Annotated in this window: 20 protein-coding genes; 12 read left to right on the top strand and 8 right to left on the bottom strand. The window is 55.3% G+C overall.

What is annotated here, in order from left to right:
- Nucleotides 1-57 precede the first annotated feature (57 nt).
- Nucleotides 58-1446 (top strand): MATE family efflux transporter, encoded by a 1389-nt coding sequence (locus tag D7M11_RS30020; RefSeq protein WP_420818450.1) that lies wholly within the window; start codon nt 58-60, stop codon nt 1444-1446.
- Nucleotides 1447-1699: 253 nt separating this feature from the next.
- A complete protein-coding gene (locus D7M11_RS30025) occupies nt 1700-2470 on the top strand; it encodes a class I SAM-dependent methyltransferase (RefSeq protein WP_120750966.1) in 771 nt (256 codons plus the stop codon).
- 91 nt (nt 2471-2561) lie between these two features.
- Here the strand turns inward: D7M11_RS30025 and D7M11_RS30030 are convergent, their stop codons facing one another.
- Nucleotides 2562-3581, bottom strand: coding sequence for an iron-hydroxamate ABC transporter substrate-binding protein (locus tag D7M11_RS30030; protein WP_240041367.1), 1020 nt, complete (start codon nt 3579-3581; stop codon nt 2562-2564).
- 193 nt (nt 3582-3774) lie between these two features.
- On the opposite strand from D7M11_RS30030, the gene D7M11_RS37180 reads away from it, so the two are divergent.
- A complete protein-coding gene (locus D7M11_RS37180; protein WP_205127131.1) occupies nt 3775-3972 on the top strand; it encodes a hypothetical protein in 198 nt (65 codons plus the stop codon).
- A 108-nt stretch (nt 3973-4080) separates the two neighbouring features.
- Here the strand turns inward: D7M11_RS37180 and D7M11_RS30035 are convergent, their stop codons facing one another.
- The gene (locus D7M11_RS30035; RefSeq protein WP_158606909.1) at nt 4081-6300 is read right to left on the bottom strand and encodes a helix-turn-helix domain-containing protein; all 2220 of its coding nucleotides are present in this window, start codon (nt 6298-6300) and stop codon (nt 4081-4083) included.
- Between the two features lie 274 nt (nt 6301-6574).
- Here D7M11_RS30035 and D7M11_RS30040 point away from each other — a divergent pair, with 274 nt between their 5' ends.
- From D7M11_RS30040 to D7M11_RS30050, 3 genes are all read left to right on the top strand, one after another.
- A complete protein-coding gene (locus tag D7M11_RS30040; RefSeq protein WP_120750968.1) occupies nt 6575-8236 on the top strand; it encodes an extracellular solute-binding protein in 1662 nt (553 codons plus the stop codon).
- Nucleotides 8237-8359: 123 nt separating this feature from the next.
- Nucleotides 8360-9217, top strand: a complete 858-nt coding sequence (locus D7M11_RS30045) for an ABC transporter permease (RefSeq protein WP_120750988.1) — start codon at nt 8360-8362, stop codon at nt 9215-9217.
- Between the two features lie 113 nt (nt 9218-9330).
- The gene (locus D7M11_RS30050) at nt 9331-10215 is read left to right on the top strand and encodes a carbohydrate ABC transporter permease (protein WP_120750969.1); all 885 of its coding nucleotides are present in this window, start codon (nt 9331-9333) and stop codon (nt 10213-10215) included.
- A gap of 532 nt (nt 10216-10747) precedes the next feature.
- On the opposite strand, the gene D7M11_RS30055 is transcribed toward D7M11_RS30050, so the two are convergent.
- A complete protein-coding gene (locus D7M11_RS30055) occupies nt 10748-12079 on the bottom strand; it encodes an ABC transporter substrate-binding protein (RefSeq protein WP_120750970.1) in 1332 nt (443 codons plus the stop codon).
- Between the two features lie 154 nt (nt 12080-12233).
- Here D7M11_RS30055 and D7M11_RS30060 point away from each other — a divergent pair, with 154 nt between their 5' ends.
- Nucleotides 12234-13127: an AraC family transcriptional regulator gene (locus D7M11_RS30060; RefSeq protein WP_120750971.1), complete on the top strand. Its 894-nt coding sequence runs from the start codon at nt 12234-12236 to the stop codon at nt 13125-13127.
- Nucleotides 13128-13212: 85 nt separating this feature from the next.
- On the opposite strand, the gene D7M11_RS30065 is transcribed toward D7M11_RS30060, so the two are convergent.
- A complete protein-coding gene (locus tag D7M11_RS30065) occupies nt 13213-15456 on the bottom strand; it encodes a helix-turn-helix domain-containing protein (protein WP_120750972.1) in 2244 nt (747 codons plus the stop codon).
- A gap of 275 nt (nt 15457-15731) precedes the next feature.
- Here D7M11_RS30065 and D7M11_RS30070 point away from each other — a divergent pair, with 275 nt between their 5' ends.
- The 3 genes from D7M11_RS30070 to D7M11_RS30080 are packed head-to-tail and all read left to right on the top strand — an operon-like array spanning nt 15732 to nt 19710.
- Nucleotides 15732-17399: an extracellular solute-binding protein gene (locus tag D7M11_RS30070; RefSeq protein ID WP_158606910.1), complete on the top strand. Its 1668-nt coding sequence runs from the start codon at nt 15732-15734 to the stop codon at nt 17397-17399.
- 19 nt (nt 17400-17418) lie between these two features.
- A complete protein-coding gene (locus tag D7M11_RS30075; RefSeq protein ID WP_120750974.1) occupies nt 17419-18372 on the top strand; it encodes a carbon-nitrogen hydrolase family protein in 954 nt (317 codons plus the stop codon).
- A 27-nt stretch (nt 18373-18399) separates the two neighbouring features.
- Entirely contained in the window at nt 18400-19710 is a 1311-nt protein-coding gene (locus tag D7M11_RS30080) for an ABC transporter substrate-binding protein (RefSeq protein WP_120750975.1), read from the top strand.
- 109 nt (nt 19711-19819) lie between these two features.
- On the opposite strand, the gene D7M11_RS30085 is transcribed toward D7M11_RS30080, so the two are convergent.
- From D7M11_RS30085 to D7M11_RS30095, 3 genes are all read right to left on the bottom strand, one after another.
- Complete coding sequence (locus tag D7M11_RS30085) at nt 19820-20266, bottom strand: MarR family transcriptional regulator (protein WP_120750976.1); 447 nt, start codon at nt 20264-20266, stop codon at nt 19820-19822.
- Entirely contained in the window at nt 20259-20519 is a 261-nt protein-coding gene (locus D7M11_RS30090) for a transporter suffix domain-containing protein (RefSeq protein ID WP_205127132.1), read from the bottom strand. Before D7M11_RS30090 ends, D7M11_RS30085 begins: the two co-directional genes overlap by 8 nt.
- Before the next feature lie 159 nt (nt 20520-20678).
- Nucleotides 20679-21569 (bottom strand): LysR family transcriptional regulator, encoded by an 891-nt coding sequence (locus tag D7M11_RS30095; RefSeq protein WP_120750977.1) that lies wholly within the window; start codon nt 21567-21569, stop codon nt 20679-20681.
- 152 nt (nt 21570-21721) lie between these two features.
- On the opposite strand from D7M11_RS30095, the gene D7M11_RS30100 reads away from it, so the two are divergent.
- Together D7M11_RS30100 and D7M11_RS30105 are read left to right on the top strand one after the other, a co-directional pair.
- Nucleotides 21722-22480, top strand: coding sequence for a sulfite exporter TauE/SafE family protein (locus D7M11_RS30100; protein ID WP_120750978.1), 759 nt, complete (start codon nt 21722-21724; stop codon nt 22478-22480).
- A gap of 26 nt (nt 22481-22506) precedes the next feature.
- Entirely contained in the window at nt 22507-23883 is a 1377-nt protein-coding gene (locus tag D7M11_RS30105; protein ID WP_120750979.1) for a hypothetical protein, read from the top strand.
- A 292-nt stretch (nt 23884-24175) separates the two neighbouring features.
- Here D7M11_RS30105 and D7M11_RS30110 read toward each other — a convergent pair.
- Nucleotides 24176-24548, bottom strand: a 373-nt coding sequence (locus tag D7M11_RS30110) for an integrase core domain-containing protein (RefSeq protein ID WP_158606911.1), incomplete at its 5' end; no start/stop codon positions are given.

A 24548-nucleotide genomic window follows, 5' to 3' on the forward strand; every position in this document is an offset into this window, starting at 1 on the left:
AAGCGGTGCAATTGTGCCGAATCGATTGCCTATTTCGCAGAAAAGAATGTGATCCTAGTGTCAGCGACTAAGGCATGGGTACGGGGGCAGGGTCTGCTAGATAAGCATTTATCCGGCGCCTCGATGGATTACCGGAAGGTAATCGCCCTTTTTTTTCCGTTATTAATCGACCAAGCTTTTATTATCGGACTCAATCTGGTGAATACGGCGATGATCAGCTCGGCGGGAGTAGCGGCGGTCAGCGCCGTCAGCACCGTCGATTCGCTGAACGTGTTCCTGGTTAATGTATTCGTCGCCGTCGCCACCGGCGGTACGGTTGTTGTCGCGCAGTATAAGGGCAGCGGCCAGGACAGGATGGTGTCCAAAGCGGCCGGAGCCGGCATCGCTTCCGTCTCGCTGCTTTCGCTCTGTATCGGCTTGCTGGTTATGGGACTGCATAACCCGCTGCTAACGCTGTTCCTCGGTTCCGCAGCGGAGGAAGTGGCGGCGAATGCGAAGGTGTACCTGATCGGGAGCTGTACGTCGTTTCTCGGCATCGGCATTGTGCAGGCGGTCAGCGGCGTGATGCGGGGGATCGGGAGGTCGCGGGTGTCGCTTGCGCTTTCCTTAATTATGAACCTCACGTACGTGCTGCTTAATTTTGTCTTCATTAATATGCTGGATATGGGCGTGATGGGCATGGCCATCGCCGTGAATGTGGCGCGTTACGGAGCGGCGGCGTGCGCTCTTTATTATGTGCTGCGTATGGATGTGTCGCTTCATTTGCGGCTTGTCGAGCTGCTCCATGTCCCATGGGCGATGCTGCGGAAAATAATGGCGATCGGCCTGCCGTTTGCCGCGGAGCAGCTGTTTTTTAACGGCGGGAAGCTGCTCACTCAGGTATTCATCGTTAGTCTCGGCACGTACGCGATAGCGACCAACGCGATCAGCGGCACGATCGCTCTTGTGTATCAAATCCCGGCCGTAGCGATGTCGATGACGCTGGTGACGGTAGTGGGACAGTGCATCGGCGGACGAAATATCGACGACGCCCGGAAGTTTATCCGTACGTTCCTGTGGCTGGCTTCCTTTTCGTTTATGCTGATGACCGCTATTTTGATGCCGCTGTTTCATCCGCTCGTTCAATTGTTTCATCCGCCTGCGGAGATCGTCGACGATATTTTTTGGGTGCTGCTCATCAACGCCATTGCGCAAATTCCGCTCTGGGCGATCAGCTTTATATTGCCTTCGGGACTGAGGGCGGCGGGCGACTCGCGTTTCACCTCGATATCGTCGATGCTGAGCATGTGGCTGTTCCGCGTCGTGCTGGGATATGTACTCGGCATTACGCTCGGCTTCGGCATCATCGGCGTATGGATGGCGATGAACTGCGAATGGGGTGTGCGGGGCGCTTTGTTCCTGTGGCGTTTCCGCGGCAAGAAGTGGTACGAACACAAATTGGTTTAACCCCGGTACGCCAGGGAAAAAAAGTATCGGGCCGTCGATTCCGTCGACGGCTTTTTGCCGTTTCATTCGATTGGCCGTCCGTTTGTTATTCCAGTTGGGGTTGTCTTGCTCCGCTCCTTCGATCCCCTATCGCGCTTGCCTTGCTTACCGGACGCGATGCTTTACAAATAGCGGTCGCTATGATAAGTTGAATTTATAGTTTCGTTTGATAAAATTAAGTTTCATTAGATGAAATTAAAAGGAGAGTAGGCATATGGATATCAAGGAACAAGTGAAAGCTCAGTTTGGAGCGAATGCGGCTAACTATGTAGCAAGTCCTCGTCATGCTTCCGGAGGCGATCTGGATGTACTCTCAGAATGGGTGAAGCCGGAGCGGGCGGCGAAGGCGCTTGATATTGCAACCGGCGGAGGGCATTGCGCACTTGCTTTGGCATCCGCTGTCGATGAAGTCACTACACTGGATATGACTCCCGAGATGCTCCGGGAAGCGGAGGCGTTTCTTGCGGCGAAAGGCATCGCAAACGTTCATTATGTGCAGGGCGACGCCGAGCAACTGCCGTTCGGCGACGAGTCGTTCGATCTGGTCGCTTGCCGCATCGCGGCGCATCATTTTCCCGATCCGGACCGGTTCGTGCAGGAAGCGACGCGGGTGCTGAAAAGCGGCGGATGCTTCATTCTGATGGACAATGTAGCTCCGGAGTCCGATCGTCTCGATGCGCTCTATAACGATGCGGAGAAACGAAGAGACCCGAGTCACTTCCGGGCATGGAAAAAGTCGGAGTGGGTTCGCCGTACCGAATTAAGCGGTTTGCGCGTCGAGCAGCTGCAGCAAACGGCGAAAGCGTTCGAATTCGAACCTTGGTGCGCCCGAATGAACGTTTCCGAGCCGGTCAGGCGGCAGCTCGAAGCCGATATGCTGGGCTGGCCCGAAGAAGTTCGGAGACAACTTCGAGTGCGGGAGGAGAACGGAAGGCTGGTCGGCTTCGAAGGCAGCTTCATGATGCTGAAGGCGAGAAAAGTTTGATCCGGAGCCCTGTGCATGTGGAATTATGGAGTACAGCGAAGCTCCGTAAAGCGGATTCGCTTGACAGAGCTTCGAATGGCGTTTGTTCGGGTTACTTTACCGATAGCAGACTATCTGTTAAAAACTTCAATTGCCCTTCCAGCGACACCGGGTCGTTGTACGTATCGGCCTTCGGATTCAGTTGAAACACATGTCCTGCCTTGACGGCCGGCAGCCCTTTCCAGATCACGCTGTCGTAGACGGTCTTCGGATCGCTCGTATCCCCGGACCAGGGGCAGGTGAAGATAATGTCGCCGGCATAATCGGGCAGCTTCTCCAGCGAAATGGACGCCCAGCCGGTGCCGCTGTCGATGGCTGCTTTTTGCGCTTCCGGCGGAGCCTTGAGACCAAGTTCCCCGTACAAAATTTCGCCGCCGCGGCCATAATTGTGGCCGAATACGTACAGTCCTTTGGCATAAGGATTCAGGATAGATACCGTTTTGCTCCCGACGGCGGCCTGTACTTTCGGTTTCAGCTCGCCGATTTTTTTGTCCCAGGAGGCGATCCATTCCTTGGCTGCGGCTTCCTTCCCGACGAGTTTGCCGAAATCGAGCATCTGATCCCGCAAATTCTTTTTACCGTATTCGATCGCCGCGACCGGCGCGATTTTTTGCATTTCCTCGATGCCTTCCGAGCCGGTGTATGTAATGATGAGATCCGGCTTCAGCTCGAGAATTTTTTCCAGCGACGCTTTCGTCCCCAGCGATTGGACGCCGTCCAGCTTGGCTTTCAAATACGGGCTGTCCAGCGAACCTTGCATAACGCCGACCGGCTTCGCGCCGAGCGCCAAAAAGTAACCGGTATAAAAGCTGGTCAGGTCGACGATCCGCTGCGGATTTTTCGGCACTTGAATGTTTCCGTTACCCGCATAGTAGGTGACCGTTTCCGCTGCGCCGGATGTTTCTTTGCCGTTAGAGGAGGCAGAGGAGGCGTGCTGCGACAATGAAGCCGGAGAGCCGGCCGTGTTTCCGGCTTGGCCGGAGTTGTCCGGTTTTTGGCCGCAGGCTCCGAGGAGCAGCAGCAGCGCGAGCATAAACGGCACGAACATGGAAAGGCGTATCGGTCTTGACAAAATCATTCAACTCCCTATTGTTGATATTGATAATCATTATCAATATAGCATAGGAAGATAAAAATCGTAAAGTCCGATTTGAATAATTTGGTTTAAAAGGGGATCATTCCGACATAACGGAACGAATGTTCCGCTAATAGGGGCAGTTGGCGCGGAAACGAAGCGATAGCGGAACGCCATTTCCGTTATTTCGGTGAAAAAGCCGATTTTCCAAGCGATCTCGCAGCATACCGAGGGAATAGCGGGAAAGGGCTTCCGTTATTTTGGAATATGGCTGTACAAGCGGCGATTAGCGGAACGCCATTTCCGCTATTGGACTCCGACCCCATGCGCGTACAGTGCCGGACGCAAGTCAAAAAACCGCCAGTTGCCTGAACTGAAACCCAATTGATAGATCGTTTCTAACAATTGAGGATCATTTCACCAAACAATGGCGGTTTCACATATCGATATTGCGGTTACAATAACACGTCGTCGAAGCGGTTACGGCGGAGGCCTGTTACTTCTGCGGATCGAGCAGCCGTTCCCGGCGGTATTCCCCCGGCGTCAGACCGGTCAGCCGGCGGAACATACGGGTGAACGAATTGGCGTTCTGATAGCCGACCTTGGCGGCGATATCCTGGATTTTGTCCTCGGTTTCCGCCAGCATTGCCTTCGCCTTCCCGATCCGGTATTCGTTCAAGTAGTCCCCCAGATTTTGCCCGGTCTTCTCCTTGAAGTAGCCTCGCAAATAACCAGTCGAGATATTGAGCCGATCCGCGATTAGATCCTGATAAATATCTTCGCCGTAATGTTCCTCGATAAAGCCGACGACGAAATCGACGATCGGGTCGCGGGCTTCCCGTTTCCCCCGAATGAGAGCAGAAGCCTGACTCAGTAAACGCTCGAAAAACACGGCATATTCCTCGAGCGAGAGGAAGCTGTCGATCTCGTCGAACGGCGAGCCGTCGGCATACAGCCCTTGCGTGTCGATCTTGTGGGCCATCAGCGTCATCAGCGTCTTCGACAGCAGATCGCCTGCAAGCTGCTTGTAATGCCACGCGGTCCCGCCGCAGCGTTCGAGTTTTTGGAGCAGATCGCGAGACAAGCTGTGCAGCTGCGTTTCGTTGCCGGCCTCGAGATGGGCGGCGAAGCTTCGTTCTTCCTCGGCCGTCCATACCGTCATCGGTTCTACGGCGGCGCTTTCGCCAATGATTTGCGTTTCGTCGTTCAGCTTGCGCCGCCGCATCATGTCGCAAGCGGTTTCGTAGGCGGCTGTCCATTCGGAAGGCTGCCACAGCCGCAGCTGGCAGGCGATCGTCAGATGGTAGTACGTTTTGTCCTGGTCGAATACCCGCTTCAAATAATCGAGCTTGGCGGCCAGCTCGGCGGAGGCGTCTCGATCCGGAAACAAAATCGACAGGATACGGTCCTTCTCGATCTGCATCGTTACCGAGCCGGGGAACGAATCCGATAGGTTCAGGTTGATGAATTCGAGAAAAGAGGTCGCCTTCAGCGGCTGAAGCGCGTATTCGCGTGTATAATCGATATGAAACATAATGAAGTGAAACGGGCGCTCCGTATCGACAAGTCTCTGCACCTCGTTGTCGGCGGGCTGAATGCTTTTGATTTTATCCAGATAGCCGTACTTTTGCAGCAGCGAGTTTTTACGGTGCACCGTCTCGATAATATGCTCGAGCCCTTCGCTGATGACATTGAACTCGTGGATCGAGCTGCTGTGGCGAATCGCCGGGTTCATCTGGCGCAGCGCTTCGACGATGCGCTGAACCGGATTTTTGAAGCGAACGCTGAGCAGAACCGAGATGGCGACGCTGACGAGCACCGATAAAGCGAATAGTGCGAGCAGCAGCACGTTCATCTTGGCAAGCTGGGAGGCTAGGCTGGCATACGGAATAACGCTGACATAAGTCAGTCCCGACATGGCTCCCGTCTGGTAAAAGAAGTAATGGTCCGCCAGCAGCGTATTCGAGCGGCCTGCTTCCAGCTCCGGCAGCTTGGCCGGCAGCGAACCGGCGCGGAAAAACATCCGGCCGTCGCTGTCAACGATGTAGAATGGATTGCCAGACGTATCGTACTGGGAAGCGAACATGCGCTCCGTGTCGATCAGCGCTCCGACGTAAAACTGGCTGCCGATCCGGCTTTTGACGATCAGCGGCACATAACTTTTCTGCTCCGGACCGACCGCGTCCATCCGGTATTTGCGGAATTCGGCCGAAGGGTAGGCGCGGAAATGGAAATCCTCGGTAAACTGCCTGGCCCAGAAATCCGCTCCGTAGTCGCGGCTGACATAATATTTGCCGAACAAGTCTTCGGCGCGAGTGTAGCCGTTTTTGTCGATGACGAACCCTTTTTCTTTGAAATAAATGAAGACGTTTTCGAGATCGAGGTTGTAATTGCCCACAATCGAATTGAAATCGTCCGCAAGCTCGTTGACGATCGGAAAATCGGAATCGATGTTTCCTTTGTTCAGCGCCGTTACCGTATTGTCGAAATAATAACGGGTAAGCAGATCGTCGAGCTGGCTAAGCTGCTTCTCATAGCCATCCGCCGTTTTGGACACGCTAAGCGAACTCGTATGGATCAGTTGATCGCGCATCTGGGTATAGAAGAACCGGTAAGCGAACACATTGAACGCGAACGACACCAAGATGACGACTACAAATCCAAGCAGCAATTTGGCGAACAACGATTTTCCGTTAATCCGGATGCGCCGGTTCATGGTGGTTCCTCCGTTCGAGAGCGGGTACATGTCTTGTTTAGTATTATAGTGGATGAATCCGGTTTCAACCATCTTTTTGGTCTATTCCGTTTCGCAACTCTTATTCCGGAAAGCACATAACTGGCTTGCCGCGCCGGGAATGAGGCGTTTCGGAATAAATCCGGCGATATCGCAGATTGCCGCTTACGCCTTACTGCCGCTACTATGGGCTTAAGGAACGCCGAATACCGGTTGTCCGCATTACACAAGACCAGGAAGGGGACCCAGATTCAGCATGAAAAAAATGATTCCAATGCTCGTCGGCCTAAGTTTGATAGCGGTTCCAATGTTAGCCGCCTGCGGCAAGACGGACACACCAAACGGCGCGGCTCCCGGCGCAGGTACGGACAAGCCCGGAGCAACCGCCGGCAAGGCACCGGAGAAATACGATCCGCCGATCGAGCTGACGACGGTGAATTACAGCTTCCCGACGACCAAATTTTTCAACGGGGAAGACATCAATAATAACATATGGACGCGGACGCTGCTGGAGAAGTACGGCATCAAAGTGAAAACGAACTGGTACGTGCCGTCAACCGAATACGAGAAAAAAACGAATCTGATGATCGCCTCGGGCGATATCCCGAACTTTTTCGCCGCAACGCCGCAGCAGTTCCGGCAGCTGTACGAAGCCGGACAGCTTGAGGACATGACGAAGATCTACAACGACTACGCGCCCGAATCGATCAAGAAGGTGATGCAGCAAGCGGGAGATACGGTGCTGAAGTCGGCGACGCTGGACGGCAAGCTGATGGCGATTCCGTGGAGCGGGGTGGCGAAGGAAGGTCCGGCCATCCTGTGGATTCGCAAGGATTGGAAAGAAAAGCTGAAGCTGCCCGATCCGAAAACGATTGACGATCTCGTCGCGATCGCCGACGCCTTTACAAAGAAGGACCCGGACGGCAACGGCAAGGACGACACGTTCGGTCTGGCGATGGATAAGGAGCTGGGCCTGGCGGCAGGCTTTATGAACGGCTTCGGCGCGTATCCCGATTTCTGGCTGAAGGATTCGTCCGGCAGCCTCGCGTACAGTGAAATTCAGCCGCAGATGAAGCAAGCGCTGACGAAGCTGAACGAAATGTACAAGGCCGGTCACTTCGATCCGGAATTTATCGTAAAGGACCCGAACAAGGTGAACGAAAGCATCGGCGGCGGCAAAATCGGGATGATGATCGGCGGCCGGGGTTCGGCCAACTCGCCGCTCGTATCGCTGACGCCGAATCAGGAATGGCAGGCTTACGCGATGCCGACGGTGGACGGCAAGCCGTTCATGGCCCAGCTTCCGCTTAACACGTTCGGCTATTACTGGGTCGTGAAGAAAGGAACGAAAAACCCGGAAGCGATTTTCAAAATGATGGACTTCTGGTTGGAAACGTACTATTACAACAAGTCCGAGGACGTGTATTACAAATATATCGTACCGAGCAAGGAAGACAGCTCCGCGATCTGGACGTACTCGCCGGTCAAAATTTATTTGCCGGACAACAATATCGAGAACTACCGTCAGGCAACCGCCGTGCTGGACGGCAAAATAAAACCGGAGGATCTGTCGCCGGAGCGCAAAAAAGTGTATGACCGCATCATGCTGTACAAGGGCGGACAAAAGAATCTGTGGGGCGAATTCGCGCAGAACGGTCCGGGCGGCTCGGCCGGCATTATCGACCAGATCATCAAGGAAGACCGCTTCGTGCCGAACCAATTTTACACGACCCCTACTACGACGATGGCGGAGCGTAACGAGCAGCTCAAGAAGCTTCGCACGGAAACGTTCGTGAAGATCATTACCGGCAATCTCGGACTCGACGCCTTCGACAAATACGTCAGCGATTGGAAGAAGCAGGGCGGCGATTTGATTACGAAGGAAGTTAACGACTGGTACGCCACACAGAAAAAATAAAGCCCCGGCATTTGGCCGGACTGCTGATGCAGCTCCGGCCAAGTCGGCTTTGCGCAGGAAGGAGAGGCGGAGTTGAAATCGAATCGTACCGCACGACGTCTTAGGGAGCTCCCGCTTCATCTGATGGTGCTGCCCGCCGCCGTCATCGTATTCATCTATCATTACATTCCGATGGGCGGCCTCGTCATTGCGTTCCAGAAGTATATGCCGGTCAAAGGCATTTTCGGCTCGGAATGGGTCGGACTTCGCAATTTTACTTATATTTTCAGCTTGCCGAGCACGATGGAAGTGCTGCGCAATACGATTTTCATCGCTGTGATGAAAATTGCGGCCGGACTGGTCGTCCCGATCGTTACGGCGCTGCTGCTGAATGAGCTGCGCAAGGTGGCGTTCAAGCGGACGGTGCAGACGCTTATTTATTTGCCGCACTTTTTGTCGTGGACGATACTGGCCGGCATTCTGATCGACATTTTGTCCCCAGGGCAGGGGATCGTCAACAAGGCGCTCGGCGCCGTCGGCATCGAGCCGATCTTTTTTCTCGGCGACAACAGCTGGTTTCCGTTTACGATCGTCATTTCCAACGAATGGAAGGAATTCGGCTTCAGCACGATCGTTTATTTGGCCGCGCTGGCCGGCGTCGATCCGGCGCTGTACGAATCGGCCGTCATCGACGGTGCGGGCCGCTGGAGACAGACGTGGCATATTACGCTGCCGGGCATCCGTCCGGTCATCATCCTGCTGATGACGCTCAGCCTCGGACAAGTGCTGAACGCCGGGTTCGAGCAAATCTTCAACCTGTACAGCCCTTACGTATACGAAAGCGGCGACATTATCGACACGATGGTGTACCGCATCGGCTTAGAGAACGGCCAATACAGTATCGCTACGGCGGTCGGCCTGCTCAAATCGGTCGTCTCGCTTCTGCTCATCTCCGTTTCGTACTTGCTCGCTTACCGGCTTGCCAATTACCGCATTTTCTAAGCGCGGCCCGGTTTTGCCGGCTCGTTAGAGCCCGAAGCGCCGCGAGCCACCGCACTTGCTGTTCGGGTCAGCCGAAAACGAGTGCAGCATGTCAACTTTTTGGAGGAATCGTTATGGTCGAAAATCCGTCATTGGGCCGCAAGCTGTTCGTTACCGCCAACTACGGCCTGATGGTTATTCTAGCATTTGTATGTCTGTTTCCGCTTATCCATGTGCTGGCGCTGTCGTTCAGCTCGAGCAGCGCGGCGGAGGCGGGCCGTGTCGGCTTGCTCCCGGTGGAGTTTACGCTCAAGGCGTACGAGTTCGTGCTTGGCAAAGATGCGTTCGTCCGTTCGTTCGCCATCTCGCTGGAGCGGCTTGCGATCGGCACCGTTTTCAACATGGTGCTGTGCGTGCTGCTCGCCTATCCGCTATCGAAAGAAGCGCGGGATTTCAAAATGCGCACTGTATATGTATGGTTCTTTTTCATCACCGCAATTTTCGGCGGCGGGCTGATCCCGACTTATATGACCGTCAAAAATACGGGACTGATGGATACAATTTGGGCGCTGATTTTGCCCGGTGCCGTGCCGGTGTTTAATGTGATTCTTGTGCTCAACTTTTTCCGCAGCCTGCCGAAGGAGCTGGAGGAAGCGGCGTTTATCGACGGGGCGGGTCATCTGCGCACGCTGTGGAGTGTATATGTGCCCTTGTCGAAGCCGGTGCTCGCCACCGTGCTGCTGTATACGATGGTCGGCCATTGGAACTCGTGGTTCGACGGCCTGATTTATATGAACGACCCGCACAACTATCCGCTGCAAAGCTATTTGCAGACGGTCATCATCCAGCAGGACTTCAGCGCCATGTCGGACAGCGATGTTGAGCTGATGCGGCAGCTGTCGAGCCAGACGGTCAAGGCGGCGCAAATTTTTCTCGGGGCGCTGCCGATCATCATCGTGTATCCGTTTCTGCAAAAGTTTTTCGTCAAAGGCATCGTGCTCGGCAGTGTGAAGGGGTAGGGCGCCATATGAAGCGGTTTACAAATAGAAGCCTTTTGAGACTCCTATCTCACCATAAATTAGCGTTTTTGGAAAAATAGAGTGCTATTGAGACTCTTATATCCGGTGTACCTAGCTCCAAAAGTGATTTCGTCACGAAATAAGCGTCTCTAAAGACTGCTAAGCCTGCGTACGCCCAAGTAAAGTTAAGATAAGACGCTTCAAAGACTCTTATAATAATCCAACACACCCTTGACGCCGACATCTACTCCTACCGCCTGTGTCCGCTGGTTAAGCCGTCGAAGTACAAGTCCCGACCAAAAACGAATTAACCGAAAAAGGGGCTGTCCCAAAAGGAAAACGCGAACGAAACCATCCCGAACGATAGGCAAAGACGCTTCCAAAACCACTATAAACGTGGGGATGGAGGCGTCTTTTTGCATGAAGATTCAGAGCTTTTTCGCGCTCTTCGCTTTATTGCTTTAGCAAAGTTAAACTTTCTGTATCGTTCAAAAAGGGACCTTTGGGACAGTCCCTTGTTTATCGCAGGTTATCACTTGCTTGCGGCGTTCAGCTCGCCAGCTTTTTTGTTAACCGATTCTTCCATCTCCCGCAGGCCGGTGTTCAGATCCGATTCGCCTGTAAATACTTTAAGCAGCGGGGTCCAGTAGCTGGCTTGGGTTTGCGCCGACCATTTGGAGGACGGGGCGGGCGCGGCCGGTTCGGTCGGAATGGCGGCTTTTACATTTTTGCCAGCGAGCTCCGGCACATCGGCGCCGAATACGTCGTTGACCGCTTTGCTTTTCAGCGCGGACAACGTTCCCGCCCGGGATTGCATCGTCTGGAACTCGTCGGAGAGCAGGTAGGCGATAACCCGGAACGCTTCCTTCGGGTTTTTGGCGCTGGACGTAACTCCGATGTAGGTAGCCGGAGATTGCGAGCCGACTCCCGGTTTGGACGAGAAGGAGGGCAGCTTCGCATAATCCATAGTGAACAAATCCTTCGTCACCGTAGCCGGATAAAACGTAGTGGCCTCCATCGCGGTAATTCCTTTCACGCCGAACCGGTTCCAGTCCATAATTTCTTTGGCGACAGGCGTACCGACTTCATTGCCGGGAATCGTATAAAAGCGGGCGAAATTGCGGACCAGCTCGTTCCACGACGCGCTGTTGACCGTAGCCTTGTCCGTTTTAGGATCAATCCAACCCAAGGACAATTGGTTGTAGTCGATCACGTGCGTCGAAAAATCCATGCCCCGGTACTGCACGCCGCCTTCCGTACGCGTCATTTTGCGGGCCAACTCATACACCTCATCCCACGTCATGCCGTCCCGCGGCGGGGCGACGCCGAATTTATCGAACAAGTCTTTATTGTAGTGCAGCACCACATTCCGCATGGCTAGAGGCAGTCCCGTTACACCTTTGCCGAACGTCTCCTGCATGACCTGGATAGGACCGGGATACAGACGGCTCTGATCGAATTGAAACTCCTTCATCAGCGGCGTCATATCGTAAGTGAGACCGAATTGCCCCACATCCCGGGGATAGGCGATAGGATCGGCGTAGAAAATATCGATCGGTTGTCCGGCGGATACGATATCGACGGCATTTTTGTTGCCGTACACGTTAAAGCTGATGTGCGGATATTTTTTCTGAATGTGTTTTCCGTATGCTTCCATAAAGCCCTCTTCCGAAACATAACGCCCCCCGTAAATGTTCAGCACGACCGGCTCCAGCTTTTCTTGCGGAGCGCTCTTCTCCTGGCTTTCTTTCGTCTGCGAGCTGTTTGCCGTACCGCTTCCTCCGGAAGAGCAGGCTGCCGTCACGGCTACGATTGCGGCGATAGCCCCGAACGTAACCGGTAACCGTCCCTTTTTGAAACCCATTGCTTTCGTCTCCTTTTACAATCGAATGCGATGCCTGGTTCCATTGTATAGAAGACGCGAGAGCGGGGAGGGTCAATAATTGAAGCGAAGAGGCCCACATTTTAACGGTCTATGATACAATGAGAGTATCCAATTCCATGTCAAGGAGACCGATATGGCATCTTTCCCTCGATACGAAGATTCGCTGTCACACGATCAATTTGGCAAAAGCCGGCTGCCGATTTTTATTGTCGAGAAGCAAATGATGAGAAATTACAGGCTGCACTACCATAACTTCGCGGAGCTCAGTCTCGTCGTCGAGGGAACGGGCACGGAAATCATTAACGGGAAGCCTTTCCGGTTTAGCCGCGGGACGGTATCTCTGCTGCTGCCGCATCATATTCATGAAATTCATCTGGACCGTGCGCCGGTTCATAAATACAACTGTATGTTTGACATTCAACTGCTTTTCTCGAGTCCGTCGGATCGCAAGTTTGCCAACTTTTTGCTTCAGACCGGCCAAAAGCTGCCTTCGCAGTATAAGCTCGACGAAGAGCAAACCGTCCTGCTGCAGACGTGGTTCGAAGCGATGAAGCTGGAATACGAGAGCGAATTTTTCGCTAAAGAAACGTCCTTGCGCTCCAAATTAATGGAAGGGCTAGTGTTTATTACACGCACTTTGCATACAGGTGTAGAACAGGAATCTCCTGCCGTTCAGACGCAAAGCAACTTTATGCTGCTGCTCCAGTACGTCCATATTCACTATAACGAGGAGCTGTCACTTACGAGTATTGCGGAGCATTTCAGTTGGAACGCCTCTTACGTAAGCCGGCTGTTCAAGCAGCATCTCGGGCAAACGTTCATTCAGCATCTTCATGAGCTTCGGGTCGATCGCGCGGCGAGTCTGCTCGTCACGACGAAGATGGACATCGTGGATATAGCGGTGGAAGTCGGCTTCGATCATGTCAAAACGATGCGGCGGGCGTTTAAAAAACTGAAAAACGCAACTCCGAAACTATATCGCGACAGCTACCGTTCTGCCGAGCAAACGAAGCGTTTGGAGGGATAATAGAGCGCACGCAACAAAAAAACCTAGCCTGCGGCTAGGTCGGTTTACTAATAGTATCGCTTTTCTGAGCTTAGAAAACGCAATTTTAAACGTTTCCTGACTTTTCCGCATGTAGGCCGCTTTCCGATCGCCGGTAGTCGCTTGGCGTCAGCCCGGTCATTTTTTTAAACATGCGTATGAACGAAGTGACGTTCACATAGCCGACCCGGGTCGCAACCTCGCGGATCGGGTCATTCGACTTCGCAAGCAGCTCCTTCGCCTTGCCGATGCGCACCTCGTTTAAGTAGTCTGAGAAGTTGCTGCCCGTTTTCTCCTTCACATAACGCGACACGTAGCTCGGCGTCAGCCCGAGACCGCTTGCGACGCGCTCCAGCGACAAATCCTCATGGTACTTGCTGTGGATGCTGTCCAGCACGAACTCGACGACGGGATCTTTCTTTTCCTTGCGCTCGGCAATGCGGCCCGCAGCCTGCGAGAGCAGCCGCGCAAACAGCTCGCGGTATTCGTCCGTGCTGGCGCAAAGCTTGATGTCCTGATACGGCGATAGCCGGTCCAGCACCGTATCGATGTCCACATTCGCGGCGACGAGCGCTTTGACCGTTTTCCCGACGATTTCTTTGGCAAAGGCGCGAAACTGCTCCTCGGTCGCTGCATCCTTCTCCATCCGCCGCAGGGCGCGGTCGATGAGCGACATCACATGCTCGGCCTGTCCGGCCTGGAGATTGGCATACAGCTCCTGCTCCTGCGCGGGAGATAGACCGACGTAGAGCGGCTCCGGCTCCAGAGAAGTGAGCAGCTGCGTTTCCGTCAGCAGCTTGCGTCTGCCGGCCATCTCCAGCGTTTCCTCGTATGCCTCCGTAATCCGTCCCGGCTGCACGAGTTCGGGCTTAAACGCCACGGTCAAATAGCCGTATTGCCTGTCGCGGTCGAACACCGCCTTGAACTTCTCCAACACGCCCTGCACGCCCTTCGCTTCGTCTTCCGTAAAAAGCAGCGACAGCACTTGATGTTTCTCGGTTTGCAGCGTTACCGACTCCGGGTACGATTCGGAGAGCGAAATCCCGATAAACTCCTTGATGAAAAACATCGCCCGCTCCTGCTCGGGCGCCGGCATCTCGCGAAACCGGCCGGTCATCGTGAGCTGGAACAACACGAGATAAAACGGCTTCTCCGCGGTCGGCAGCTCGTTCGGGCGGGTATAAATGTTTTTGAGCTTGCGGATATAACCGAGATGCGCGAGCTGCGACTGCTGATTGCGCAGGTCACGGCTAATATCGAGATTCGTCTGCAAAAACTGCTTGACGTTGGCGTCGATAAACCGCAGCTCGTCGATCCGCTTCGAATCGGGCAGCTTCGCCTGCGGACCGTGGCGCTGAATTGTCTCAATAATGTTCTGCACCGGCGTGTAGAAGCGGATGCTGACGAATACCGACAGCGCCGCACTGACGAGCAGCGCCAGAGCGAGCAGGACGAGCAGCATGACATTGATGCGCGAGATTTGGCTGGCGATTTTGGCATTCGGAATGACGAGCGCGTAAGTAAGCCCGGTGACGCCGCCTTTGCGGTAGAAGTAGTAGCTGTTGTCCGCCTTCACGTAATCCTTGTCCGGGTCGAGCCGATCCGCGGCGAGGGCGAACGGGCGGCTTCGGTCGGAGCCGAACAGGACGCGGCCCTCCTCGTCCAGTATGTAGAAATAACCGGAGGTCCGGCTGTCGAAGGTGCGGAACATGCTGTCCGCGTTGAGCAGGGCGGCGACGTACATATTTTCGTCCGTCGTCGATTTCAGCACGAGCGGAAAAAATTCGCCTTGACGCAGCTGCTGCGAATTGGTAAATTCCGCCTGAGGGTACAAACGCAGCTTGAAATCCGCTTGGAATAACCCGCGCCAGAAGTCGGCGCCGTATTCGGGGCTTCGGTACGTGTTGGCATACAACGCCTCGAGCCGGTCGGGCCCGCCTTGATGGACGACAAACGAGTTCGTTTGGAACTGGACGATAATGTCCTGCAGAAACAGCATATCGTTCTCGCGGATGTCGCGGATTCGTTTGACAAGCTGGTTGACGGCATCGCCTGCGACGGAACGGTCGGCATCGAACAAATAGTTCAGCTCGTTGTTGAAAAACAGCCCGACGAGCGAAAGCTGCACGGACTGAATATGGTTTTCGTACCGGTCGACGATATGGGACAAATTTTGTTTGCTGCTCGTCGTAATTTCGTCGCGGATATTGCGGTAGAAGAACGTGTAAGAGACGATGTTGAACGAGAGCAGGAGAACGATAACCGCGATGAACCCGGACAGCAGCTTGACGAATAAAGAGTTCGTTCTCAAAGCCGTCCCCTCCGTTTTGGAAAGCGCTTACGAATCGGCGATACCGCCTTGACTAAATAAGGGTAATCGAACCTAAGGACCAAGTCAATAGCGTCGCCGTTTACATTTTTTATACTAGTTTGCATGTTTTGATATGGCGCAACGAGCGTATAGGATGGCAAAACAAGTGACTGGCGCAGCGGGCGGGATCGCCTGTATGGTGGGGATGTAAGCGATTGCGGCCCCGCTTGCGCGGAAGGGAGAACGGCATGCGTTTCGTACAAAGGGGGAAAAGCATGGGATTCGGTTACAGAAGGGGGTGTGCAAGTATCGCTGCGACGGCTGCCGTTCTGCTGCTGGGCGGATGTATCGGGGGCTTGGGCGGCTGCGGGACCACGCAAGTGAAAACGCCGGCCGCGGATGCCGGGAACAAAAACGGAGAGCTTGTTTACAAATACGTTCCTCCGATCGAGCTGTCCACGGTGGGGACGACGCTGCCGGCCCCGGTGTACCCGCCCGGCGACGATAGGAACGACAATGCGTGGACGCGTCATCTGCGGGACAATCTTGGTATCGTCGTGAACAAATGGTGGGAGACTTCGGCCGGCCAGCTGGAGCAGAAGACGAATCTGATGATCGCCTCCGGCAACATCCCGAGCTTCTTCATCGCTACGCCGACGCAGCTCGTGCAGCTCGAACGGGCGGGTCTGATCGAGGACTTGTCCGGCGTATATCCGCAGTACGCCTCGGCGAACGTGCGCAGCGTCATCGAGGAGGCCGGTCCCGAAGTGCTGGAAGCGGCGAAAATCGGCGGTAAGCTGATGGGCATTCCGTTTACCGGGGTGGCGAAGGAGTCGGTGCCGATGCTGTGGGTCCGGGAAGACTGGCGCAGCAGGCTCAACCTGCCGCAGCCGAAAACGACGGACGACGTTTTGACGATTGCCGAGGCGTTTGCGAAGCGCGATCCCGACGGTAACGGCCGGAACGATACGTTCGGGCTGGCGCTGAATAAATCGCTGTCGATGGGAATCGGGCTGCTGAACGGCTACCATGCGTATAAAGGGATCTGGATCACGGAACGGGACGGGCGGCTCGCGTACGGCAGCGTACGGCCCGAGATGAAGCAGGCGCTCGGCAAGCTGCGGGACATGTACGGTGCCGGGCTGATCGACCCCGATTTTGGAATCAAGGAAAGCAGCAAAGTATATGAGTCGATCGGCGCCGGTCAGATCGGCATGGCGTACGGCTCGCTGTCGGCCAACGAGCTGTATTTGCAAACGCCGGGCAGCCGTTGGCTCGCTTACCCGGCCCCTTCGGCCGATGGCAGCAGTGCGATGCTCCAGCATGGACTGAATCTGAACATCGGCTTCTGGGTGGTGAAAAAGGGGACGCCTCACCCCGAGGCGGTGCTGCGGATGGCCGACGAATTCGTCAAGAAGTTTTACTTGAATACGGACGACGCCGTCTATAAGCGGTTCAACTACGACATCGAGCAGAAAGCCTCGATCTGGCAGCAGGCGCCGGTGAAGCTGTACAAATCGTACAAAAACGCGGAAATATCCGCCCATCTGGAGCCGTTTCTGGTAAGCGGCAAAGAACCGACGGCTGCGGAGAAAGCCCGGCTTACGCCGGAGGAGCGGGAGAAATACGTGCTGATCCAGGATTATTTGAGCGGCAGGTCCGCCGAATGGTCGGTCATCGCCCGCAACGGCTTGCGCGGCGGCGGTACGGTTATTTTGGATTACGTCAAGAAGGGGCAACTGCTGGCCGACCGGTTCTACGGTTTGCCGACGAAAACGATGGTGCGCAAGCAGCCTACGCTTGCGAAGCTTGAGGAGGATGTAATGAAACGGATCATCCTCGGCGCTCCGCTGGAGGAGTTCGATCAATTTGCCGAGGATTGGAAGCGGCTCGGCGGCGACGAGATCACGGCGGAAGTGAACGAATGGGCCGGAGCGAAGTGACGAATGGGGAGGAATACACATGGCGCGTTATGTGAAAATCAGCTGTTTAACGGCTCCGCAGCTGCGGGTGCCGCCCGAGACGGGCCTGGAGGACACGGTTGTCCGCATGATCGCTTTTTGGGAGCGTCAACTGGAGCAGGTGCTGCCGGACCGGCCCGATCTGATCGTGCTTCCGGAATGCTGCGACAGGCCGGAGAAGTCCGGCTACACGGCGGAGCGGATGAAGGAGTATTACCGGTATCGCGGCAACCGGATACGCGACTTTTTCGCCCGCGTCGCCGCCGAACGGAACTGCTGGATCGCCTATTCGGCGGTGCGCGAGCTGGAGGACGGCACGTTCCGCAACTCGACGCAGCTGCTCGACCGCAGCGGAAGCGTGGCGGGTATATACAACAAAAACCATCTCGTCGAAGGCGAACGGACGAACGGCGGTATGCTGTACGGCAAAGACGCGCCCATCTTTGAAACCGAATTCGGCCGGGTTGCCTGCGCGATCTGCTTCGACCTCAATTTCGACGACCTGCGACTTAGGTACGCCGCGCAGAAGCCGGATCTGATCCTGTTCTCGTCCGCCTACCACGGCGGATTGATGCAGCAGTATTGGGCGTACAGCTGCCGCGCGTTTTTTGCCGGATCGATCTATACGCATGCGACGAGCTCGATTATTTCGCCGGTCGGCGAGGTGATCGCGACGAGCACGAACTACTACCACTACGTGACGAGGACGGTCAACCTCGACAGCGTTGTCATTCATATCGACTACAACGAAGCCCATTTCCGCAAAATCAAAAACAAATACGGCACGAAGGTGACGATTCACGACCCGGGGCTGCTCGGCTCGGTGCTGCTGTCAAGCGAAACCGACGAGTTTACCGCGCTCGACATCATCCGCGAATTCGGCCTGATCCCGCTGGACGATTACTGGGAGCGGGCGAACGCCCACCGGTGCGCGCCGGGCAATATGGAGCCGTAACGACTAGAACGACAAAGGGGTGTCGCTATGCAAATACGTACACGCACCGCAATCTTCACGCTGCTCGCGGCGGGGCTTGCACTGTCCGGCTGCTCGGGAGGCAGCGCTCCTTCTCCCGCGGAGCCGAAGCCACCGGAAGCGGCGAAACCGGAAGCGCCGGCCAAGCAGGAACCGGTGACGATCAAGCTCGCAGCCAACAGTGCGGTTTTGACCGCAGACGAAGTCAAAGCGTATATCACCGATCCCGTCGCTAAAATGTATCCGCACATCACGGTGCAAATCGTCGACATTGCGGAGAAAGGCAAAACGCTGCCGGATCTGGTTGCGGCGAAGGATATTCCCGACATTTACGCCAATTTCCCGCTTAATCTGAACGAGTATGTCCAGCTTGGGCTCGCCTACAATATGGACGAAATGATCAAGAAATACAAATTCGACCTGAACCGGCTTCAGCCCGAATTCGTCGAATCGATCAAAATCGGCAGCAGCCTCGATTATTTGACCGGCCTGCCGATGTTCAACCAGTCGTTCGCGCTGTTTTACAACAAGGATTTGTTCGGCCGGATGGCGACGCCGTTTCCGAAGGACGGCATGACGTGGGAGCAGGTGAGAGATATCGCCGTCAAAATGACAAGAAACGAGGGCGGCGTCTCCTACTGGGGACTGTGGCCGGACGGCGTATATCGGGGGGCGTATCAGGCGAGCTTGCTATGGGCCGACTTCAAGGCGAATAAGCCCGTGTTCCAGACGGAAGGCTGGAAAGAGCTGTTCGCGATGTGGTACGACTTGTACAAAATTCCCGGCTATGCGCCGAAAGGCACGAACTACACGAAGGAATTTAACGAGGGCCGGCTGGCGATGATGAGCGGGTCGACCTCGACGCTGAAAAATATGCTGGCCGTCAAGGAGCTGAACTGGGATGTCGTCACGTATCCGCAAAATCCGAAGGCGCCGGGCGTCGGGCAGCGGGTCGATTCGTTCACGCTGGCGATCGCCGCGCAAAGCAAGCAGAAGGACGCCGCGTTCCAGGTGATCTCGGTCATTTTGTCGGACGAGGTGCAGCGGCGCATGTCCCGGGACGGCCGTTTGTCGGTGCTGAAGGATACGGCGATCCAGAACGAATTCGGCAGCAATGTGCCCGGCTACCAGTCGAAAAACGTCGTCGCCTTTACGAAGCCGAAGCTGGCCATCCTGCAAACGTTCAAAAATTTGCCGGCCGCCACGATTATTATCCAGGCGTTCGATTCGATCCTATATGATGGCAAGGATATCAACACGGCGCTGCGCGAGGCCGACGAAAAGATGGGCCAGGCGATTCAGGAGCAGCTTAGCAGGTAAGCGGCGCGTGGCGGTAGTGAATGGAAAAGGGGAGGGCGGTTTCGTCGGTTGACGGATCGCCCTTCTTGCTTCTACGTGGTGGTGGAGCCCCTCCAATGGGGTCAGCGATTCAATCTGAGGATTCCATCAGCTCGGTTAATACGGATTGCGTTGTTTTAAAAAATTGCAGGGTGTGGTACAGCTCTTCTTCCGTAAATAGGGGGCCGCATTTGTCCATAAATCGGTTATAAAACCGGTCGTACGCCTCCTCGTACCGGAGGCCCAATTCATCCAAATCCAGCGCGGTTGAACGTTTATCGTCGGTTAATTGAACTCTTTTGACGAACCGCCGGCTTTCCAGCTTGTTAATCAGCTGGCTGACCGCGCTTTTGGATATTCCCATTCGCTCCGCAAAAAACGAAGGAGACTTCAGCCGGTTGCGGATAATATAGCTCAGCAAAATTTCCTGTTGTTTGTTTAATTCAAACGGAATAAATCGTTTCTCCACCTGATGGAATTGGAACCAGACGTTCTCCATCATCTCGATCAACAGGGAGGCGGTTTGTTGTTTATTCATGTTCTCGTTCCTTTTTGTTCTTTTTCCAATTTTTCGGATTCAAATACGATCTGTATTTGTGCACGACTTCTTTGCCGATCAGCAGAACGGCGATCCAGAAGCAGATTTCGGCGAGCACGGCGGAAACCGCGGCAATGATGGCCTTCACTCCGGTGGTTAAGGGCAGGAACGGGACAATCACAATGGGCAGCCACAGCGCGCAGGAGACGACGAAAAAGATCAGCCCCAGCCGGTACACGAGTTTGTTTTTCAAAACGATCCTCCCCTAATATAATTTAGTTAAGTTAACTAAATTATAATTCGATTAAATTCAGAAAGCAAATCCTCCAGCGATTCGGGTACAAGTGGCAATACAGGATAGGTTCGCCTCAGGGCGGAAGTGTGACATAGGCCAAGCGAACCGGCAAACCGTCTAGTGGCCAGGATGCCGATCGTAATAATCGCTCACAAATTGGCGGAACAGTCTCGCTGTCGGGTCGAGGTAGTGATGGCTGTTCCAGGCAAGCCCGATCGTGCGCCGGCAAGCCGGTTCCGAGACCGGAAGCCGCACGAGTAACGTCATATCGATACCGGAAATGGCAGGCAGCATCGTAATGCCGAGTCCGGCTTTGACAAAGCCGATGGCGCTGACCGCTTCGTCGCTTTCGAAGGCGATGTGGGGCGCGATCCCCGCCTTGCGGCAAGCTTCGTCGAAGACGGTGCGCGCGCCGTAGCCTTGTTTCAGAATGACGAACGATTCGTGCGCCAGCTCGTCGAGACGGACAGACGAACGGTCCGCAAGGATATGGTCGTTCGGTACGTAGACGTAGATGTCTTCGCTCCACAGCTGCTGCCATTCGATGCCGGGCCGCATCTCGGTAATCGAGGCCAAGCCGTAATCGATCTCGCCGGCTTCCAATTGGTCCAGCATGGCGTTCGTGGAATTTTGATGCAGTTGAAAGGTTACGTAAGGATAGCGGCGGCGGAATTGCCGCAGCAGCTCCGGCACGGAGCTGAGTCCGAGCGATTTGAGAAACGCGAGCGAAACGGAGCCTTGCTCCGGATTTTGCATATCGGCGATTTCCCGCTTGGCATCGGTCATTTCCCGCAAAATGCGCGTCGCTCGGCGATAAAACAACTGGCCGTACCGGTTCAGCTTGACGTGCCGCCCTTGCCGGTCAAACAGAGGAACGCCCAATTCCTCCTCCAGCTTGGCGATGGAGCGGCTTAATGTCGGCTGGGCGATCGAGAGCAATTGCGCCGCGCGCGTGAAATGCTCTTCCTCGGCGACGACCTGAAAATATTCGAGCTGCTGCCATTCCATACGGCATTCTCCTTCCCGGCGGCGAGCCGGATTTTATCGATTACATTTTAGCATAGAAATGATTGGATATATACATTGGACGTTATGAGTATTCGATGCTTAAATGAGGAGGAGAGGTCGGGAACATCATCAGGGAAAGGCGCGTTGAAGGTATGTTGCTGGAAGTCGTACTCGCCATGTTCATTGTCGGGCTTCTGTTAGGTTTTGTCGGTGCGGGCGGGTCGGGATTCATTATCGCCGTGCTTTCGGTCGCATTCGGTGTTCCGCTTCAAACGGCATTAGGGACGGCGCTCGCAGCCATGATTTTTTCCTCCTTCTCGGGGGCGTTCAGCCATTACCGGGAAGGTAACGCCGTCTTGAAAGTCGGGCTTACCGCCGGCGGCGCGGGAGCGGCGGGTGCGCTGCTCGCTACGCAGTTTTCGGATGCGATACCGTCGGAGAATTTGAAGCTGTTTACGGCGGGCATGTTGATTTTGTCAGGTCTTGCTTTATGGCTGCGGATGTCGCTCGTCGGCCGCCAGTCTTCCGAGGAAGGTCAGGCGGAACGGACGAAGGGGCGGGGCTTCTGGATGGGAGCGCTCGGCGTCGGACTCGTAACCGGCGTGTTGTCGGGTTTATTCGGTATCGGCTCGACGCCGTTCATCCAGATCGGTTTGATGACGTTTCTTCGTTTGTCCCCTCGGCAGGCGGCCGGAACGACGATGCTCGTGATATGGCCGATAGCGCTCGGAGGCGGAGCGGGTTATTACAGCCAGGGACATCTGGACCTGCTTCTGCTTGCGGAAGTCGTGGCCGGGGTGACGATCGGTTCGTACATCGGAGCGAAATTTACGAAACGTTTACCGGCGCCGGTGCTGAAGACGGCGATGGTGCTTACACCGATGATTGGCGGAGTGATTTTGCTAATGTAACTGTACAGGGAGAGGGGACGATAGCGATGAAATGCGGATTAAGCGAACTGGTCATTACCCCGCCGCTTGGGAGCGAAATACCCGGAGCCGGCGTTCGGCGCCTTTCGACGGGCGTCAAGGACGATTTATACGTGAAGGCGTTCGTTCTGGAAACGGAGCGGCAGACGATGGCTTTCGTTGTGCTTGATGCAATCGACGTGCGGCGGCAGGAAGTGGAGGCGATTCGGCAGCGCGCGGCCGGGATGACCGGACTTACGCCGGAGTGGATTGGCGTATCGGCGACGCATGCGCACACGTCCGGGCCGACGATCCGGACCACCTATGTGACGGCCCAGGACGACGCTTATTTGCAATTTATCGTGGAACGGTCCGCCGATGCGCTCGTAATGGCATGGAACAAACGGCAGCCGGCGAGGATCGGCTTTGCGCTGGGAAAAGAAGAGACGATCGCTTATAACCGCCGCTTCCGGATGAAGGACGGCACGGTGCGAACAAACCCGGGAGTCGGCAATCCGGACATTGTCGGTCCGACGGGGCCGATCGATCCGGACGTTGCCGTAATCCGCATTGACGACGCGAACGGAAAACCGCTCGGCATCGTCACCAACTATGCGTGTCATGCCGATGTTGTAGGAGGGCTCGAATACAACGGCGATTTTCCCGGCGAGCTGAGCCGTTCGCTGAAGCGAATGTACGGGGAATCGCTTGTCAGCGTCTTTTTCCAAGGCGCATCGGGCAACGTGAACCATATCGACGTAAGCGGCCGCAGCCGGTTCGTGCGCGAGACGCACTACATCAAGATGGGGCGCATACTGGCGGGCGAGGTCATTCGGCAGCGCGAGCGCGCGCAAACGGCCGATACCCTGCCGCTGCTTGCCGACCGCGGCTTTGTTACGATGAACTACCGCAAGCCTACAGAGGCCGAAGTCGCTAAGGCGCGCGAAGTGCTCGCCGCCCCTGAGCGTTATCCGCAAACGGAAGTCCGGCTAGCCGAACAGGCGCTTGAGCTTGCGGAGCGGGCCGACGAGCAGGCGGAGGTGGAAATCCAGGCGATGGCGCTAGATAAGGATACGGCGCTCGTCGCGCTGCCGGCGGAGATGTTCGTGGAATTCGGGCTGGACGTGAAGGCGCGTTCGCCGTTCGCTATGACGATCGTGAACGAGTTGTCGAACGGATCGGTCAGCGGATATGTGTGCACGCCGGAAGCGTATGCGCAGGGCGGGTATGAAAACCGGATTCGGCACTACAGCCGCCACGAGATCGGAGCAGGGCAGTTGTTTGCCGATAAGGCGGTGGAGCTGCTCCAGCAATTGAAGCGGCAAATAAGCGCAGCGGCGGAAAAGCGCAGCAGGGCCGCAAAGTGTAAGCTGTACGCGTATCGGCGCCGGCGATACCGGCCGTAGAATGCACAAAAGCCGAGGACAGATATACCCGATCACGGTATATCGATGTTCTCGGCCTTTGGACGGTTCAGGCATTATCGCCATGCGGGACCCATCGCGCCAACAGGGAGCGCATCCGCCGTCCGGCTTGGCATAGCGGAACCGCTTGTTCCGTTATGGTGCAGTGAAAGGGTGGAAATGGCTCGATAACGGAAGTTAAAGTTCCGTTAACCCGGTAAAAAGAATGGAATACGGCGCTTCCCGCTGGCATAACGGAACTTCTTGGACCTCTGTCAAGAAAGTGGACACAAATTTAAGAAAAAAATTTAGATAAAGAGGTTTCAAATTGCTTGCTGAACTGCGCGGGCGACAAATAGCCCAGCGAGCTGTGAATTCGCTTGCGGTTGTAGAACAATTCGATGTACTCGAAGATCTCTTGGCGCGCTTGCTCCTTCGTTTGAAACCTCGTGCAGTAGATCAGTTCCTTTTTGATCAAGCTGTGAAACGACTCGATGCAGGCATTGTCATAGCAATTCCCTCTGCGGCTCATACTGGTCCGCATGTGGTACGATTCGAGTTTCTTGCGGTAATCTTCGGATGCGTACTGCGTGCCCCGATCGGAGTGATGCATTAACCCTTTTGGAGGCTTCTTCTTGGCATAAGCGTCCTCCAAGGCGCCCAGCACC

Source organism: Paenibacillus ginsengarvi, from assembly GCF_003626695.1.
In the GTDB taxonomy this organism is placed as follows: domain Bacteria; phylum Bacillota; class Bacilli; order Paenibacillales; family NBRC-103111; genus Paenibacillus_AB; species Paenibacillus_AB ginsengarvi.